General features: G+C 71.9%; 17 protein-coding genes. 7 read left to right on the top strand and 10 right to left on the bottom strand.

Features of this window, described 5'->3' with window-relative positions; translation table 11 throughout:
* The first annotated feature begins 86 nt into the window (after positions 1-86).
* Positions 87-533: a DUF2550 domain-containing protein gene (locus ACF1A1_RS36005; RefSeq protein ID WP_392005891.1), complete on the top strand. Its 447-nt coding sequence runs from the start codon at positions 87-89 to the stop codon at positions 531-533.
* Positions 534-611: 78 nt separating this feature from the next.
* On the opposite strand, the gene ACF1A1_RS36000 is transcribed toward ACF1A1_RS36005, so the two are convergent.
* From ACF1A1_RS36000 to ACF1A1_RS35990, 3 genes are all read right to left on the bottom strand, one after another.
* Positions 612-2,435: a glycosyl hydrolase family 18 protein gene (locus ACF1A1_RS36000; protein WP_392005889.1), complete on the bottom strand. Its 1,824-nt coding sequence runs from the start codon at positions 2,433-2,435 to the stop codon at positions 612-614.
* A 126-nt stretch (positions 2,436-2,561) separates the two neighbouring features.
* Positions 2,562-3,203 (bottom strand): response regulator, encoded by a 642-nt coding sequence (locus tag ACF1A1_RS35995; protein ID WP_392005887.1) that lies wholly within the window; start codon positions 3,201-3,203, stop codon positions 2,562-2,564.
* Complete coding sequence (locus ACF1A1_RS35990) at positions 3,200-4,381, bottom strand: sensor histidine kinase (protein ID WP_392005969.1); 1,182 nt, start codon at positions 4,379-4,381, stop codon at positions 3,200-3,202. Before ACF1A1_RS35990 ends, ACF1A1_RS35995 begins: the two co-directional genes overlap by 4 nt.
* Positions 4,382-4,533: 152 nt before the next feature.
* Here ACF1A1_RS35990 and ACF1A1_RS35985 point away from each other — a divergent pair, with 152 nt between their 5' ends.
* Both ACF1A1_RS35985 and ACF1A1_RS35980 read left to right on the top strand, forming a co-directional pair.
* A complete protein-coding gene (locus ACF1A1_RS35985; RefSeq protein WP_392005885.1) occupies positions 4,534-5,124 on the top strand; it encodes a hypothetical protein in 591 nt (196 codons plus the stop codon).
* Positions 5,121-5,324 carry a DUF5708 family protein gene (locus tag ACF1A1_RS35980; protein WP_392005883.1) on the top strand — a complete coding sequence of 68 codons (204 nt, stop codon included), beginning with the start codon at positions 5,121-5,123 and terminating at the stop codon, positions 5,322-5,324. Before ACF1A1_RS35985 ends, ACF1A1_RS35980 begins: the two co-directional genes overlap by 4 nt.
* On the opposite strand, the gene ACF1A1_RS35975 is transcribed toward ACF1A1_RS35980, so the two are convergent.
* A complete protein-coding gene (locus ACF1A1_RS35975) occupies positions 5,321-5,893 on the bottom strand; it encodes a cob(I)yrinic acid a,c-diamide adenosyltransferase (protein ID WP_392005881.1) in 573 nt (190 codons plus the stop codon). The two genes, ACF1A1_RS35980 and ACF1A1_RS35975, sit on opposite strands and share 4 nt — an antisense overlap.
* A gap of 419 nt (positions 5,894-6,312) precedes the next feature.
* Between ACF1A1_RS35975 and ACF1A1_RS35970 the strand changes: the two genes are divergently transcribed.
* Positions 6,313-6,636 (top strand): STAS domain-containing protein, encoded by a 324-nt coding sequence (locus tag ACF1A1_RS35970; protein ID WP_392005879.1) that lies wholly within the window; start codon positions 6,313-6,315, stop codon positions 6,634-6,636.
* Between the two features lie 259 nt (positions 6,637-6,895).
* Positions 6,896-9,427, top strand: coding sequence for an ATP-binding protein (locus tag ACF1A1_RS35965; protein WP_392005877.1), 2,532 nt, complete (start codon positions 6,896-6,898; stop codon positions 9,425-9,427).
* A 156-nt stretch (positions 9,428-9,583) separates the two neighbouring features.
* Here the strand turns inward: ACF1A1_RS35965 and nucS are convergent, their stop codons facing one another.
* The gene (gene nucS, locus ACF1A1_RS35960; protein ID WP_026084867.1) at positions 9,584-10,255 is read right to left on the bottom strand and encodes an endonuclease NucS; all 672 of its coding nucleotides are present in this window, start codon (positions 10,253-10,255) and stop codon (positions 9,584-9,586) included.
* Between the two features lie 309 nt (positions 10,256-10,564).
* On the opposite strand from nucS, the gene ACF1A1_RS35955 reads away from it, so the two are divergent.
* Entirely contained in the window at positions 10,565-10,957 is a 393-nt protein-coding gene (locus ACF1A1_RS35955) for an SCO5389 family protein (protein WP_392005875.1), read from the top strand.
* 86 nt (positions 10,958-11,043) lie between these two features.
* Here the strand turns inward: ACF1A1_RS35955 and ACF1A1_RS35950 are convergent, their stop codons facing one another.
* On the bottom strand, positions 11,044-12,072 hold the full coding sequence (locus ACF1A1_RS35950) for an LLM class flavin-dependent oxidoreductase (RefSeq protein ID WP_392005873.1): 1,029 nt from the start codon (positions 12,070-12,072) through the stop codon (positions 11,044-11,046).
* Between the two features lie 223 nt (positions 12,073-12,295).
* Between ACF1A1_RS35950 and ACF1A1_RS35945 the strand changes: the two genes are divergently transcribed.
* Complete coding sequence (locus ACF1A1_RS35945) at positions 12,296-12,628, top strand: ATP/GTP-binding protein (protein ID WP_392005871.1); 333 nt, start codon at positions 12,296-12,298, stop codon at positions 12,626-12,628.
* A gap of 4 nt (positions 12,629-12,632) precedes the next feature.
* On the opposite strand, the gene ACF1A1_RS35940 is transcribed toward ACF1A1_RS35945, so the two are convergent.
* From ACF1A1_RS35940 to ACF1A1_RS35925, 4 genes are all read right to left on the bottom strand, one after another.
* Entirely contained in the window at positions 12,633-13,502 is an 870-nt protein-coding gene (locus ACF1A1_RS35940) for an ABC transporter permease (protein ID WP_392005869.1), read from the bottom strand.
* On the bottom strand, positions 13,499-14,755 hold the full coding sequence (locus ACF1A1_RS35935) for an ABC transporter ATP-binding protein (protein ID WP_392005867.1): 1,257 nt from the start codon (positions 14,753-14,755) through the stop codon (positions 13,499-13,501). The genes ACF1A1_RS35940 and ACF1A1_RS35935 overlap by 4 nt, the downstream gene beginning before the upstream one ends.
* A 111-nt stretch (positions 14,756-14,866) precedes the next feature.
* Positions 14,867-15,637: an ABC transporter permease gene (locus tag ACF1A1_RS35930; protein ID WP_392005865.1), complete on the bottom strand. Its 771-nt coding sequence runs from the start codon at positions 15,635-15,637 to the stop codon at positions 14,867-14,869.
* Between the two features lie 2 nt (positions 15,638-15,639).
* Positions 15,640-16,590, bottom strand: coding sequence for an ABC transporter ATP-binding protein (locus tag ACF1A1_RS35925; protein ID WP_392005863.1), 951 nt, complete (start codon positions 16,588-16,590; stop codon positions 15,640-15,642).
* Positions 16,591-16,622 lie beyond the last annotated feature (32 nt).

Raw genomic sequence — 16,622 nt, 5'->3', positions numbered from 1 at the left:
CCGGCCGCGGCTGAGGCAGATCTGGATGTTTTTTCCGTTCCGTTACCTGAATTGAAGGTACCTAGGAGACGAGGAGGTCGGTGTCGATGGTCCTCGCTCTGACTGTGTGCGGAATCGTCGTGGCCCTGGTGGTGCTGGGGCTGTTCGTCTTCGGCCTGCGCCGCAGACTCATCCAGCGCTCCGGCGGCACCTTCGACTGCTCCCTGCGCTGGGACGTCTCCGAGAAGCCGGACACCAGCGGCAAGGGCTGGAGTTACGGTGTCGCCCGTTACAACGGCGACCGCATCGAGTGGTACCGCGTCTTCTCCTACGCCTACCGCCCGCGCCGCATCCTGGAGCGCGCCTCGATCGAGGTGGCCGGCCGCCGCCTCCCCGAGGGCGAGGAGGAGCTGGCGCTGCTCTCCGACGCGGTGATCCTCGTCTGTCTGCACCGGGGCACGCGCCTGGAACTCGCCATGAGCGAAGACGCGCTGACCGGTTTCCTCGCGTGGCTGGAGGCAGCCCCGCCCGGACAGCGAGTGAACGTGGCGTAGCCGCATTCACTCGCTGCGTGGGGTCCCCCCGGTCGAAGTCCGGGGGAGCGTGGACGTCGCCCGAGCGTTCGAAAAGGGTTACGACAGTCCGCTGTTGATGGCGCTCACCAGCTCGCCGTTCGCGGTGTCCCCGCTGAACTCCCAGAAGAAGGCGCCGCCCAGGCCCTGGTTCCTGGCCCAGGTCATCTTCCCGGCGATCGTCGACGGGGTGTCGTAGGACCACCAGTTGGTGCCGCAGTGGGCGTACGCGGTGCCGGCGATGGTGCCGGTGACGGGGCAGGAGTTCTTCAGGACCTTGTAGTCCTCGATGCCCGCCTCGTACGTGCCGGGCGCGGCGCCGGTCGCCGTGCCGCCGGGGGCGGACTGGGTGACGCCGGTCCAGCCGCGGCCGTAGAAGCCGATGCCGAGCAGCAGCTTGGCGGCGGGCACGCCCTTCGCCTTCAGCTTGGCGATGGCGTCGGCGGAGTTGAAGCCGGCGGCCGGGATCCCGGGGTACGAGGTGAGCGGGGAGTGCGGGGCGGTCGGGCCGTCCTTGTCGAAGGCGCCGAAGTAGTCGTACGTCATCACGTTGTACCAGTCGAGGTACTGGGCGGCGCCGCCGTAGTCGGCCGCGTCGATCTTGCCGCCGGAGGAGCCGTCGGCGGTGATGGCCGCGGTGACCAGGTAGTTCGAGCCGAACTCGGCGCGCAGGGCCTGCATGAGGTTCCTGAACGCCGCCGGGCCGGAGGTGTCGCAGGTCAGGCCGCAGGCGTTCGGGTACTCCCAGTCGATGTCGATGCCGTCGAAGACGTCGGCCCAGCGCGGGTCCTCGACGACGGCCTTGCAGGACTTGGCGAAGGCGGCGGCGTTGGCCGCGGCCTGGCCGAAGCCGCCCGAGTAGGTCCAGCCGCCGAAGGAGTACAGCACCTTGATGTGCGGGTACTTGGCCTTCAGCTGGCGCAGCTGGTTGAAGTTGCCGCGCAGCGGCTGGTCCCAGGTGTCGGCGGTGCCGCTGACGGACTGGTCGGCGGTGTAGGCCTTGTCGTAGGCGGCGTAGGTGTCGTCGACGGTGCACTGGCCGTTCTTGACGTTGCCGAACGCGTAGTTGATGTGCGTGATCTTCGCGGCCGAGCCGGAGGTCACCAGGTTCTTGACGTGGTAGTTGCGGCCGTAGACGCCCCACTCGGTGAAGTAGCCGAGCTTGACCTTGGAGCCGGTGGGCGGGGGCTCGGTGGTCCCGCCGGTGGTGCGCACGGCGCGCGCCCCGCTGACCGGGCCGGTCTGGTCGGCGGTGTCACGGGCCTGGACGGTGTACGAGTAGTCGGTCCCGGCGGTCAGGCCGGTGTCCGTGTACGAGGTGGTGGTCACGGTGGCGACCCTGGCGCCGTCGCGCAGGACGTCGTAGTTCTTGACGCCCTTGTCGTCGGTGGCGGCGCTCCAGGCCAGCTTCACCGAGGTGTCGGTGATGCCGGAGGCGGTGGGGGTGCCCGGGGCGGAGGGGGCCGCGTCGCCGGGGACGGAGGTGCCGTCGCAGCTGCCGCCGTTGAGCTTGCAGTTGGACGGGGAGCCGGAGCCGGTGCCGTTGAAGCCGAAGGAGACGGAGGCGCCGGGGGCGAGGGTGCCGTTCCAGGACTTGTTCTTCGCGGTCCAGTGGGTGCCGGAGGAGGTGACGTCGGCGTCCCAGGCGGAGGAGACGGACGTACCGGAGGGGAAGTCCCACTCGACGGTCCAGGAGGTGAGGGTGGTGGTGCCGGTGTTCTTCACCGTCCACCTGCCCTCGAAGCCGGTGCCCCAGTCCTGGGGCTTGGCGTAGGTGGCCGTGGCGGAGGTCGCGGCCTGGGCCGGGCTCGCGAGGCCGACCAGGCCGGCGAAGGGGAGCAACAGGGTCGCGAGCCCTGCCGCGGCTCTGTGTCTGAAGCGCATGCTGCGCCTCCTCTGTCAGGGAGCGGGGGTGGGGGGCGTGACTGAGCCTTCACGCCCACGGTGCCGCGAGAATAGAAAGGTCTGGACCACCGGTCAATAGGTCTGGACCACTCTGGTACGTCGGTGCTAGATCCCCAACTCCTGCGCCAGGACGGCCGCTTGGACCCGGCTGCGCAGCTCCAGCTTGCCCAGCAGACGGCTGACGTGCGTCTTCACCGTCGCCTCGGCCATGTCCAGACGCTCGGCGATCCCCGCGTTGGACAGGCCCTCGCCCAGACACGACAGGACCTCGCGCTCGCGCCGGGTCAGCGACTCCAGCACCGCCGGGTCGGCCTTCGCCCCCCGTACCGGCAGTGCCGCGAACTCGGCGATGAGACGGCGGGTGACGGCCGGCGCGACGACGCCCTCCCCCCGCGCCACGGTCCGCACCGCCGTGAGGAGGTCCCTGGCCTCGGCGCTCTTCAGCAGGAACCCGGCCGCCCCCGCCCGCAGCGCCCCGAACACGTACTCGTCGAGGTCGAAGGTGGTCAGGACGAGGACGTCCGCGAGGCCCTCCCCGACGACCTTCCGGGTCGCCGACACCCCGTCCAGAAGCGGCATCTGAACGTCCATCAGCACCAGGTCCGGCCTCAGCTCCCGGGCCAGCGCCACCGCCTGCTCCCCGTCCGCCGCCTCGCCCACCACCTCGACGTCGGGCGCGCTGCGCAGGATGAGGACCAGCCCGGCGCGGACGGCGGACTGGTCCTCGGCGACCAGGACGCGGATCATGCGGAGTCTCCTCGGGCGGTCTCGGTGGTCGGCAGGCAGGCGTGCACGGTCCACCGGGCGCCCCGCGGCCCGGCGGCGAACACACCGCCCAGCAGCGTGGTCCGCTCCCGCATCCCGGCGAGTCCGGCGCCGGAGCCGGGAGCGCGCGGGCCGTCGCGGTGCCCGCAGGGGCTGGTCACCCGGACGTCCAGCATCTCGTCGCGCTGGGCGAGGGTGACGGTGACCCGGCCGGGTGAGGCGTGCTTGAGGGCGTTGGTCAGCGATTCCTGGACGATCCGGTACGCGGCCAGCTCGACCGGGGCGGGCACCTCGCCGTGGTCGGTGCGCAGGGTGACGTCGAGGCCGTTGGCGCGGGCACCCTCGACCAGGGCTGCCAGGCCGTCGAGGGTGGGGGCGGCGGCCGGTTCGCGGTCTCCACTGCCGTCCCGCAGGATCCCGATCAGCCGCCGCATCTCGGCCAGCCCCTCCACGCTGTTCTCCCGGATGACCGACAGGGCCTGCCGCGAGGTGTCCGGGTCGTCGAGGGAGAGCGCCGCCGTGGAGTGGATCGCGATCGCCGACAGGTGGTTGGCGACCATGTCGTGCAACTCCCTGGCCATGCGCGCGCGTTCGGCGACGACCGCCTGCGTGCGGTCCATCTCGGCGAGCAGCGCGGTCTGTTCGGCGCGCAGCCGGGCGGCCTCGGCCACCTCGCGGTGGTTGCGGACGATCCAGCCGGTGGCCGCCGGCATGAGCGCGATCAGGCCGACGACCACACCGATCAGCAGGGCCTCCGGCACCCGCCAGACCACGACGGGCACCACCGTGCCGGCCACCGTGAGCAGCCCGGTGATCCAGGGGACGCGGCGGGCGGTGGCGGGCGGCCCGTACACCACGGCCGCGTACACCAGGTCGGTGAACATCACGACGGTGACCAGGTTGCCCTGGGTGAGGGTGTCCGCGGTCAGCGCACCGGTCCCCACGAGCAGGGCCGTACGCGGCCGGGTGCGGCGCAGCGCCTCGCAGCCGGCCGTCACCGCGAGCGGCAGCAGGATCGGCCAGCGGCCGTCGAGGAGCACGATCGGCTCGTCGGCCGGGCGGGTGCCCAGACCGGCGCCCCACAGGAGCAGTCCGCCCAGCAGCCCGGCCAGTGCGACGCACACGTCGAAGCGGTGCGGTCGGGGCAGTCGTACGACCATGTCTCCATCCAACAGGGCGGGCGCGCCCACCGCCTGATGCCGGGGAACGGTTCCCCACTGCATCTTTCGATGTACCGCGGGCTCCTCACCGCCGACGACGCGGGCCCGCCCTCCCGCCGCGAGCCTGGAAGGGTGAGCGAGAGGAGCGAACCGTGGTCGTCTGGTTGATCGCCGCCTGTGAGGTCGGCTTCTGGGTGCTGCTGGCGTTGGGCCTGGCCGTCCGCTACCTGCTGAAGTGGCGCCGTACGAGTGTCGTGCTGCTGCTGTGCGAGCCGATGCTGGAGCTGGTCCTGTTCGTGGCGACGGCCGTCGATCTCAAGAACGGCGCCGAGCCCGGCTGGGAACACGGCCTGGCCGCGCTGTACATCGGCTACACCGTGGCCTTCGGCCACTACACGATCCGCTGGCTCGACGGCCACGCCGCCCACCGTCTGGGCGGTGCCCCGCCCCCGCCCAAGCCCCCGCGCCACGGCCGCGCCCGCGCCCGCCACGAGGCGAAGTTGTGGCTGCGGGCCGTGTGCGGCGCAGCCGTCGCCCTGGCCCTGCTCCAGCTCGCCGTCTGGTACGTCGGCGACTCCGGCGACGTCAGCTCGCTGCGCGCCTTCCAGTGGGTGGCCGTGCGCACGGTCGGCCTCTACGGCCTGATCGCCCTGTCGTACACGGTCTGGCCCCGCAGGGCGCCGGCGGCCGCCGAGGCGGAGGGGGCCGTGGCCCCGAAGGAGAAGGAAGGGGCCCGGCGATGAGCCGGGCGACGAGGGACCTGCTGGAGGGCGCCGCCACCTTCGCCGTCGGCCTGGTGCTGTGGCTGTTCGCCGGGGACGTCGAGGTGCCGGTCGTCACCCTCACGAAGGCCGGCGTGGTGATGATGTGCGTCGGAGGCGTGCTCGCCGCCATGGGCCTGTACCGGGCGGCGCGCACCCTGCCCGGCGCCCGCGGACGCTAGCGCTCCCCGCCCGGGACCCACAGGACGTCGCCCACGGCCTTGTTCGCCGTCCGCGCCAGGATGAACAGCAGGTCCGACAGCCGGTTGAGGTAGGTCGCCGTCAGTGGGTTCATCACCTCGCCGTGCACCTCCAGCGCGGCCCACGTCGAGCGCTCGGCGCGGCGGACGACCGTGCACGCCTGGTGCAGCAGGGCCGCGCCGGGTGTACCGCCGGGCAGGATGAAGGACCGCAGCTTCTCCAGCTCGGCGTTGAAGCGGTCGCAGTCGGCCTCCAGCTTGTCGATGTAGAACTGCTCCACTCGCAGCGGCGGGAACTCCGGGTTCTCCACCACCGGCGTCGACAGGTCCGCGCCCACGTCGAACAGGTCGTTCTGCACACGGGTGAGGACCTTGACGATCTCCTCGTCGAGACCGCCCAGTGCGATCGCCGTACCGATCACCGCGTTCGCCTCGTTCGCGTCCGCGTACGCGGCGATCCGCAGGTCGGTCTTGGCCACCCGGCTCATGTCGCCGAGGGCCGTGGTGCCCTGGTCGCCGGTCCTGGTGTAGATGCGCGTCAGATTGACCATGCGGCCAATCTAGACCGTCCCTCCGGATCCGTTCCGTTCCCTTCGTCACGGCCGGCCGCTACGGGGTCAATCGGTGCGAATCCGACAGGAATTGACGACGTGACCGGCGTCTCACGCCCTGAGACGTGAAACGCGTTACTAACCGATCACACAGCCCCTCACGCCCGCTAGTGTCCGGCCGAGAGCGAAGGGCAGGGCGACCGATGCGCCGGATGGCTGACACCGGTGAGATCGGACGTGCGAGCGGGCAGGGCTTCTGTAAGCACCACAACCGCACGGGCCCCAGAGGCCTCACCCCTGCGGGTGAATTCGGTATCGGTTCGCTCACAGACGGCAACCTCCGACCGCTTTACGCAGTCAGAGGAGGCAACACCGGACATCACACCGCGGAGCACGAGACGCACGCTTAGGGGAGCGCTATGTACATCAGGGGCGACCACGCCGAGCTGGTCGTCGGGGGCCGCCTCGACGTCCGCAGCGCGGCGGACGCCCGTACGGTCCTGCACACGGCGGTGGACGACGGCGCCGGCGACCTGGTGCTCGACCTGTCCGAGCTGGACTCCTGGGACGCCACCGGACTCGGCGTCATCATGGGCGTCCACCGCCGGGCCGGCCGCTGCGGACGCCGCCTGGTCCTGCGCGGCGTACCACCCCAGATGCAGCGCCTGCTGGTGGCCACCCGCCTGCACCGGATCCTCGCCATCGAGGGCGGTATCGGAGTGGAGTCACTGCCCCGGGTGTGAGACCCGGACCCGCGACGCGAGGCGCAGCCCCACGCGACGGACCCGCCGAGCGACGGGAAGCCGCACGCAATCCTCACGAGACCGTGACGTCTCGGGCGGCACGGCACCCCGGACTGTCGTAGATACTGTGCGAAGGTTTACGGTTCGTCTGCCCGCCGCCCGCAGCCCTCGAGCGGGCACCGGACCAGAAGCGACAGCGCAGTGTGCAGCAAGGCCGGGAGGGGCTACCGCCACACGACGCTTTTGGGGGCTTGAACCCATGGACCCGATGAACCGGGGACCCGAGGAGTACGGCCATGACGGCGACGGCCACGCACCGCGCCCCCGTCCCTCCCGGGACCCCTTGACGCCCGACTTCAGCCAGCACGCGCCCGCCCTCGCCCGCACCGTGCGTCTCGTCTCCGGGGACCACCTCCTCACGGTCAACCCCGTCGACGGCAGCGAGATCGAGCTGTGCCCGCCCACGGAGCGCCCCGAGCGGCCCGCCAAGCGCACACCCGAGGCACGCGCCGAGGCCGAACGCGCGGTCAGGCCTCCCGTTCCGGCCGGGCCCGCCCAGCCCGCGCAGCCGCTCCTGGGCCGCCAGGACGAGCGCGAACACCTGGTGCGGCTGCTCGCCCGCGGCCGCTCCGTCCGCCTCACCGGCCCCGCCGGCTCCGGCCGCACCAGCCTGCTGGACCTCGTCGCCGACGACTGCGCGGACCTCGCCCCCGACGGCGTCGTCCGCCTCAGCGGCTACCGCCGCACCGCGGCCGACCTGCTGCACGACCTGTTCCACACCGTCTACGACGCCCCCCTGTACCGCCCCGAGGACGACGAACTGCGCGCCCTCGTCGGCGACATCGGCGCCGTCGTGGTGGTCGACGACCTGGAGTTCGGCGGCGCCGCCCTCGACGACCTGCTGGACGCCACCCCCGAGTGCGCCTTCCTGCTCGGCGCCACCCCCGACGTCCCGGCACCCTCCGTCGACTCCGCCGTCGAGGAGGTCGCCCTGAGCGGCCTCGACCGCTCGGGCGGCGTCGAGGTGATCGAGCGGGCCGTCGGCCGCGTCCTCACCGAGGAGGAGGCCAACTGGGCCGGCGACCTCTGGTTCGAGTCCGAGGGCCTGCCGCTGCGGTTCGTCCAGGCCGGCGCCCTGCTGCTCCAGCGCGACCGGCTGCGCGCCACCGCGGGCGCCGTCGACGAGTTCGGCGTCTTCGAGGACGCCCGCCCGTTCGACGCGTCCCCCGACACCGGCGCCGGCACCCGCGAGCCCGAGGAGATACCCCTGCCCTCGCTGGGCGAGGCCGCCGGGCCCGCCCCGCTGCTCGCCGCCCGCCTCAGCGCCTCGGCCCGCGCCACCCTGCGCTTCGCCGTCGCCCTCGGCGGCGAGGTCCCGCACCAGGCGCACCTGCCCGCCCTGGTCGGCGACACCCACGCCGACGCCGCCCTCGGTGAACTCGTCGCCTGCGGGCTCGTCTCCCCGGCCGGCGCCCGCTACCGGCTCGCCGCCGGCGTCCGGACCCAGCTGGAGGCCGCCGGATACGCCGACGACGTCGCCGCCCGCGCCGACACCGCCGCCCAGCACTACGCCTGGTGGGCCGGACACCCCTCGGTCACGCCCGAGCGGGTCTGCGCGGAGGCCGACGCGATCCTCGCCGCCCTCGCCGTGACCGCCTCGGCCACCGAGCGGCCCGCCGAGGGCGAACAGGCCACCGCGGTCGAGCTGGCCCGCACCGCGGCGCCCGCGTTCGCCGCCGGACTGCACTGGAGCGCCTGGGAGCAGGCCCTGCACGAGGGCGCCGAGGCCGCGCGCCTCGCCGGGCAGTCCGCCGACCGGGCCTACTTCCACCACGAACTGGGCGTCCTCGCGCTCTGCGCCGGACAACTCGACCGGGCCCGCTCCGAACTGGAGGCCTCCCTCGGCCTGCGCGGCGCCCTCACCGACAAGCGGGGCACCGTCGCCGGCCGCCGCGCCCTCGCCCTGGTCGCCGACCGCTCCGGTGACGTGCCGGGCCTGGAGGCGGTGACGGCCGGCGAGGAGGTGCCGGACACCCGCCGAGAGGAGCCGGCCTCGCCCCCGCGCGGCATTCCCGCGGCTCTCCCGTCGGCGCCGCCCACCGGTCCCACCGTCGTCACCAGCCGGCCGCCCGTCCCGCACCCGGCGCACCGTGGCCGGGCCGGCATCCGGGGCCTGGCCAAGCGCAACCTCGTGGCGGCCGGCGCGGGCGCCCTGCTCGTGGCCGTGCTCGGCACGGTGGTCACCCTGGGCGCGACCTCCAACAACGACGCCACCGACCCCTCCGACCGGGGCGGCGTCAACCCCTCCGCCGGCACGGGCGTGGACGACGGCGACCCCGGCACGGACACCCCCGGCGGCGACACCGGCTCGGGGGACACCGGGGAGGCGACCAGCAGGCCCGCGGACCCGGGGCCGGACGGGACGATGGGGACGTCGGACGACCCGACGCCGACGGACGAGGCCCGGCCCTCGGACGACCCGAGCAGTTCCCAGGGATCGGGGAACGGCGGAACGTCTCCTTCGCCGACCAGATCCCCGTCCGCGAGCCACACTCCCCGGCCACCCGCATCACCGTCGCCGAGTTCCTCGCAGTCGTCGAGTCCGTCGAGCTCGCCGTCGCCGAGCGAGTCCTCCTCGGACCCGTCCGGCACCCCGAGCGAGAGCGAGACCTCCACCGACGGCAACTCGGTGTCCTCCGCCCCCGTGGGCTCGGCCGACGCGTCGCAGAGCAGCAGCGCGGTCTCCCCGAGCAGCTCGGAGTCCTCGGCCGCCTCCGAGCCGGTGATCTGAGCCTCGACGCGCACGAGGGCCGGGGTCCGTCACGGACCCCGGCCCTCACCGTCGTGACCGAGGACTTCCGACCGCCCGGATCAGCCGCGGCCTGCCGTCCTCACGGATCGACCGCAGTCCGTCCTGTCCTCGGAGCAACCGCAGCCCGCCGTCTGCTCAGAACAACCGCAGCTTGTCGTCCTCGATGCCGCGCAGGGCGTCGTAGTCGAGGACCTGGCAGCCGATGCCGCGGTCCGTGGCCAGGACGCGGGCCTGCGGCTTGATCTCCTGGGCGGCGAAGATGCCGCGCACCGGCGCCAGATGGGGATCGCGGTTCAGCAGCTCCAGATAGCGGGTGAGCTGCTCCACGCCGTCGATCTCGCCGCGCCGCTTGATCTCGACCGCGACGGTCCGGCCCTCGGCGTCCCGGCAGAGGATGTCGACCGGTCCGATGGCCGTCATGTACTCACGGCGGATCAACGTGTAGCCCTCGCCGAGCGTCTCGATGCGGTCGGCGAGCAGTTCCTGGAGGTGCGCTTCCACGCCGTCCTTGATCAGGCCCGGGTCGACGCCGAGTTCGTGCGAGGAGTCGTGGAGGACTTCCTCCATGGTGATGATCAGTTTCTCGCCCGCCTTGTTGACGACGGTCCAGACGCCTTCCTCCTCGCCGGTGCCCTCCTTCAGCGTGCAGGGCGGCGACATCCAGTTCAGGGGCTTGTAGGCCCGGTCGTCCGCGTGGATGGAGACGCTGCCGTCCGCCTTCACCAGGATGAGACGGGGGGCGGAGGGGAGGTGGGCGGTGAGCCGGCCCGCGTAGTCCACGGAGCACCGGGCAATGACGAGACGCATGGTCGGCAACGCTACTCGACATCACGGGGGCCACGCGATTCGCCCGCCTGTCTCCCGCCGCCACCGTCGACCGGGGCCCCGGGGGCCGCACCTTTTGCTCGGGAAAACACGCCTTCCAGGGTGGCCGATAGTGCGCCCAACCCCCCTGCCCTATGTGCCCATTCTCCTGGTGCGGTCACGGTCGGTTGCCTACCGTAGAGAACGGGAGGTCGCGGTGCGTGTACCCAGCGTGCTCGGTGTTTGCCGCATGGCGGACTCCCTCTTTCTGTCCGGCAACCCCTGCGTTTCGGGGGTGCGAGAGGAGAACCCATGTCGCTCGACGTCTCACCGGCCCTACTCGAACAGGCCGAGCGAGGCGAGGTCGACGAAGCGGAATTCGTCGACTGCGTCCGGACCTCCCTGCCCTACGCATGGGAGATGATCAGCTCCCTGGTGGCCCAGCTGAAGGTGGACGGCGGCCAGTTCGCCGACAACCAGACGCCCCCGCCGGACGAGCAGGCACGCGGGCAGTTGCTGCGAGCCCTAGCGAGTGACGCGATTCGCGGCGCCCTGCAACGGCACTTCGGTGTGCGGCTGGCCTTCCAGAACTGCCATCGGGTGGCGGTGTTCCCGTTGGACACATCGGTCGACGAGACGATGGCCCGTTTCACCTCGGTCCGCAGTCAGGTGCTCAACCAGTCTCCGGAGTTCCGGGACTGCTGAGGCAGTGCGAGCCCTGCTTGCCGCTCCCTGACGCGGGAGGTGCCATCAAGTACCGGAGCGGCAAGCTTCTCGGCCGACGGGGCCGTTCACCGGAGGTGGGGGAGGACCTCCGCGCCCAGCCGCCGTACGTTCTCCTCGGTGGCCGCCAGATCGCCGGAACCCTCGACGAGCAGGGCGAAGCGCGAGATGCCGGTCCGCTCGCTGGTCGCCGCGAGGCGGTCGACGCACAGTCGAGGAGGGCCCACCGGGTGCAGCCCGCAGAGCAGTTCGGTGTACGCCACCGGGTCCCGCATACCGCGGGTGCGGCCGTCCACCGTCACATGCGCGTCGAGGCCCTGCTTCAACCAGCCGGGCATCGCCTTCACCAGCGTCTCCACCGCGTCCGTGCGCCGGTCCGCGATCTGGCAGACGCCCGCCGAGACATGACCCGCGGCCCGGATCTCGTCCGCGCCCCGCCCGGCCGCCCGCGCGTGCTGTCGCCACAGGGCGACCATCTCGGCCTTCTCCTCGTCCCCCACGTGCATCCCGAGCAGCATGGGCAGCCCGCGCTCCGCGGCCAGCCGTACGCTCGCCGGGGAGGTGCAGGCGACGACCACTTCCGGGCCCTCCATCTCCGTCACGGCCTCCGACGGCCGCGGTACGACGGGGACTTCGCGGAAGCGGAAGCGCTCGCCGTCGGCGCCGACGGACGGTTCGCGCAGCCAGCGCACCAGCAGATCGAGTGATTCCGGGAACCCCTTCTCGTACGCGTCCAGACCCGACCCGAACACCTCGAGGTCGACCCACGGACCACCGCGGCCCACGCCCAGGGTGAACCGGCCGCCGCTCGTCAGGTGCAGCAGCGCGGTCTGTTCGCCGAGGGCGACGGGGTGGACGGTGGGCAGCACGCTGACCGCCGTACCGACCCGGATGCGCCGGGTGCGGCCCAGCAGCAGGGCGGCCAGGGTGACCGCGGACGGGCAGGTGCCGTACGGCACGAAATGGTGCTCGGCCAGCCAGACCGAGTCCAGCCCCGCCTCCTCGGCGACCTCGGCGGAGCGGACCGCTCGATGCAGCGCCTCCCCTTGGCCCTGCCCCGGGAACTGGGCCGCCAACACGAAACTTCCAACACGCATGGGACTTTCCTGCTTCCTTGGCTCCGACACGGAGCTCCCCCACCCGGCATAACCGTCTGACACGTGCCGAGGACACGGTCCGGTGGGGAGATTTGCGGATTGTCTGCAGAATCGGGCGCCCCGGAGGGAGACTTGTGGGGATTGGTTCCCTACGGGTACCCCCACGGGCGCCGCGTAGGCTGGATACGCATCCTGCTCCCTGTATAGCCCCGTGAGGTGTCCCGTGTCCCCGCGTCGCAACCGACCCAAGGATGGTGGCTCGTCCGGCCGGAGCGCCGAGGACGACCGCGCGAGCCGGTACGGCGGCTGGCAGTCCAGCGCGAGCTGGCAGGGGGAGGACTGGAGCGTACGGCATGTGGCCGGCGCGAGCGCGCAGGGCAAGGCGTACCGCTGCCCCGGTTGCGAACAGATGATCCCCGACGGTGTGCCGCACGTCGTCGCCTGGCCCGAGCACGCGGGCGTGGACGACCGCCGCCACTGGCACAAGGCGTGCTGGAACGCACGGGACCGCCGCACCCCTGGGGTACGGCGGTCCCGTGACGTGCCGAGGTTCTAGGGGGTCACACGTCCCGCTTCTGCAGCAGCGCGAAGGCGGCGGCGAAGGCGGCAGCGGTCACGCCCAGCGCGATCCACAGCGGGTCCCAGCCGGACGGACCGCTGTCGGTCAGCGAGGTGGAGTAGAAGACGCTGAGCTGGTTGGGGATCGAGTACTCGAACAGCGCCTGGCGCAGGTCCTCCAGGGACGACGAGAACATGAACAGCGCGATCACCAGCGGGGCCAGCACGAGGCCGATCATGAGGGTGATGGCGCCCGCCGAGTGCCGGATGACCGAGCCGACGGCCAGCGACAGCAGCCCGAGCAGCGCGATGTAGAGGGAGACGCCGAGCGTGCCCTTGACCCACTCACCGCCGGAGGGTTCGCGGGCGTCCGGCAGCAGGGCCACGTCCACCATCGCGACGAGGACCGCCGACACCAGCGTCACCACGAACGCGACCAGGAAGAAGACGACCGCCTTCGCCGCGAGCACCCGGCCGCGCGACGGGCAGGCCACCATCGTGGTCCGGATCATGCCGGTGCCGTACTCCGAGGCGGTGGTCAGCACGCCGAGCGTGATGACGCACATGCTGCCCAGGAGCAGTCCGAAGAAGCCGAAGGACAGCGGGTTCTCGCCGGACAGGTCGCCCTCGGTGGTGTTGGCGGCGACGATCGCGGCGGTCAGCAGGCCGATGCCGACGACGAGCAGGACGAACACGCCCAGCGTCCACATCGTGGAGCGCACCGACCGGATCTTGGTCCACTCCGAGGCGAGGGCGTGACCGAGGTGCGTGCGCACGACGGGGATCGGCGAGGTGTAGGTGGGGTACGCGGACCCGGGCGCCGCCTGCCAGGCGGGCGCGGCCTGCGGAGACGGGGGCTGCGGCGTGCTCATCGGGCGTCCTCGGTCTTGGTCGGGGCGGGGGCGGCGGACTGCGCCTGCTCCTGCGGCGCGGCGGCGGCCGGGGCCTGCGGCGCCGGGGCGGCCGGCTGCACCGGTGCGGGCGCCTGTGCCGGCGCCTGTGCGTACGGGTTGGCCGCGCCCAGGCCGCCGGGCCCGGCGGGAGCGCCGTACGGCCCCGGAGCGGCGCCCTGGGCGGGCTGCGGCGGCGCGTAGCCCTGCTGCTGCGGGGGCGGCGGGGCGTACCAGCCCGGCTGGCCCTGGCCCGGTACCGGCATGGGCGGCAGCGCGCCGGGCGGCAGCGGCTGCTGGAGCCCGGCCTTCTGGTCGATGGTCGACCGGTAGTCGACGGCCCCCTGCGTCATCCGCATGTACGCCTCCTCCAGTGAGGCCTGGTGCGGCGACAGCTCCCACAGGCGTACGTCGGTGTCGTGGGCGATGTCGCTGATGCGGGGGAGGGGCAGGCCGGTGACGCGCAGGGCGCCGTCCTGCTCGGGCAGCACATGACCGCCCGCCTCGGTGAGCGCGGCGGCCAGCTTCTCGCGCAGCTGCGGCTCGGTGCTCGGGGTGCGCACGCGCGCGAAGTCCGCGGAGTTGGCCGAGATGAAGTCGGTCACGCTCATGTCGGCGAGGAGCTGTCCGCGCCCGATGACGATCAGGTGGTCGGCGGTCAGCGCCATCTCGCTCATGAGGTGCGAGGAGACGAAAACGGTTCGCCCCTCCGCCGCGAGAGACTTCATCAGGTTGCGCACCCAGAGGATTCCCTCGGGGTCGAGGCCGTTGACCGGCTCGTCGAACAGCAGCACCTGGGGGTCGCCGAGGAGCGCGGCGGCGATGCCGAGCCGCTGCCCCATGCCGAGCGAGAAGCCCTTGGACCGCTTCCTCGCCACGTCCTGGAGGCCGACCACGCCGAGGACCTCGTCCACCCGCCGGGCCGGGATGCCCGAGAGCTGGGCCAGGCACAGCAGGTGGTTGCGGGCGTGCCGGCCGCCGTGCACGGCCTTGGCGTCCAGCAGGGCGCCGACCTGGCGGGGCGCGTTCGGCAGCCTGCGGTACGGGTAGCCGCCGATCGTCACCGTCCCCGAGGTCGGGTTGTCCAGGCCGAGGATCATCCGCATGGTCGTCGACTTGCCCGAGCCGTTCGGCCCGAGGAAGCCCGTGACGGCACCGGGTCGTACCTGGAAGGAAAGGTTGTACACAGCGGTCTTGTCGCCGTAGCGCTTGGTCAGGCCGACTGCTTCGATCATGCTCCGCACCCATCGACAGGTTCAGGACAGCGGGGCACATGCCCCCCGTAAGGGTTAGGAGGATATCGATCCGCTGACGGTTCCGCTCAAGACAAAGTAAAGACCAAAGCTTCACGCGTCGCGTTTCTTCAGCAGCAGGTATCCGCCGGCCAGAGCCACCACCACCCACACCACCATGATCGCCAGCCCGCCCCAGGGCCCGTACGGTGTGTCGTCGTCGATCGGGGTGACCACCTGCATGATCTTGCTGCCGGCCTGGTCGGGCAGGTACCGGCCCACCTTCTTCGTCGCGTCGACGTTGCCCAGGATGTTGGAGATCAGGAAGAAGAACGGCATCAGGATGCCCAGCGACAGCATCGGCGAGCGCAGCATCGCGGCCACGCCCATGGAGAACACCGCGATGAGCGTCATGTAGAGGCCGCCGCCGATCACCGCCCGCAGCACGCCCGGGTCGCCGATCGACGCCCTGTGGGAGCCGAGCATCGCCTGGCCCAGGAAAAAGGCGACGAAGCCGGTGGCCATCGAGACGACCAGGGCGAGCCCGGTGGCCACCGCGATCTTGCTGAACAGGAACGTGCCGCGCTGCGGTACGGCCGCCAGCGAGGTGCGGATCATGCCGGTGCTGTACTCGTTCGAGACGACCAGCACCCCGAACACGATCATCGCCAGCTGGCCGAGGCTCATCCCGGCGAAGCTGATGAACGTCGGGTCGAAGGAGAGCCGGTCGTCACGGCTCATCGTGTCGAACTCGTTCCTCGACAGCGCCGAGATCAGCATGCCGAGGGCGATGGTGACCACCACGGCGAGGGAGAGCGTCCACACGGTGGACGCGACGGAGCGGATCTTCGTCCACTCGGAACGGATGACCTGGGTCGCCGCCATGCTCAGCCCTTCCCCCGGCCGTCGCCCCACTGCTGCGCGGGGGCCGGCCCGGTGTGCGCGTGGTACTCGACCGACTCCGCGGTCAGCTGCATGAACGCCTCCTCCAGCGAGGCCTGCTGGGGGCTCAGCTCGTGCAGCACGAGCTGGTGCCGGGCGGCCAGCTCCCCGATGGCCTCCGACTTGTCCCCGTCGACCTCGAGGGTGCCGTTGCCGCTCTCCACGACGGTGATGCCGGCGCCGCGCAGCACATCGAGCAGCCGCTCGCGCTGCGGCGTGCGGATCCGGACGTACGCGCGCGAGTTGCGGGCGATGAAGTCGGCCATGGAGGTGTCGGCGAGGAGCCGCCCCTGGCCGATGACGACGAGATGGTCGGCGGTCAGCGCCATCTCGCTCATGAGGTGCGAGGAGACGAACACGGTCCGCCCCTGCGCCGCCAGCGACTTCATCAGGGTGCGGATCCAGTGGATGCCCTCGGGGTCGAGGCCGTTGACCGGCTCGTCGAACATCAGGATCCGCGGGTCGCCGAGGAGCGCGGCGGCGATGCCGAGCCGCTGCCCCATGCCGAGCGAGAAGCCCTTGGCCTTCTTCTTCGCCACGGCCGTCAGTCCCACCGTGTCCAGCACCTCGTGCACCCGCTGCCGCGGGATGCCGTTGCTCTGCGCCAGGCACAGCAGGTGGTGGTAGGCGCTGCGGCCCGGGTGCACGCCCTTGGCCTCCAGCAGGGCGCCGATGTACGTCAGCGGGTCCTTGAGCTGGTCGTAGTGCTTGCCGTCGATCCGTACGTCCCCGGCGGAAGGCCGGTCCAGACCGAGGATCATCCGCATGGTGGTGGACTTGCCGGCGCCGTTGGGACCGAGGAAGCCCGTGACGATGCCCGGTCTGACGGTGAAGGTCAGGTTGTTCACCGCCACCTTCTCGCCGTACCGCTTGGTCAGCCCCTCGAGCTCGATCATGCGGCCCACGCTAGGACGTGGGAAAGCCCTCT

The organism is Streptomyces sp. NPDC014995 (assembly GCF_043080745.1).
Classification (GTDB): Bacteria; Actinomycetota; Actinomycetes; order Streptomycetales; family Streptomycetaceae; genus Streptomyces.
Note: the sequence above shows the minus strand (reverse complement) of the source record. Positions and strands in the feature narration are given on the sequence as shown.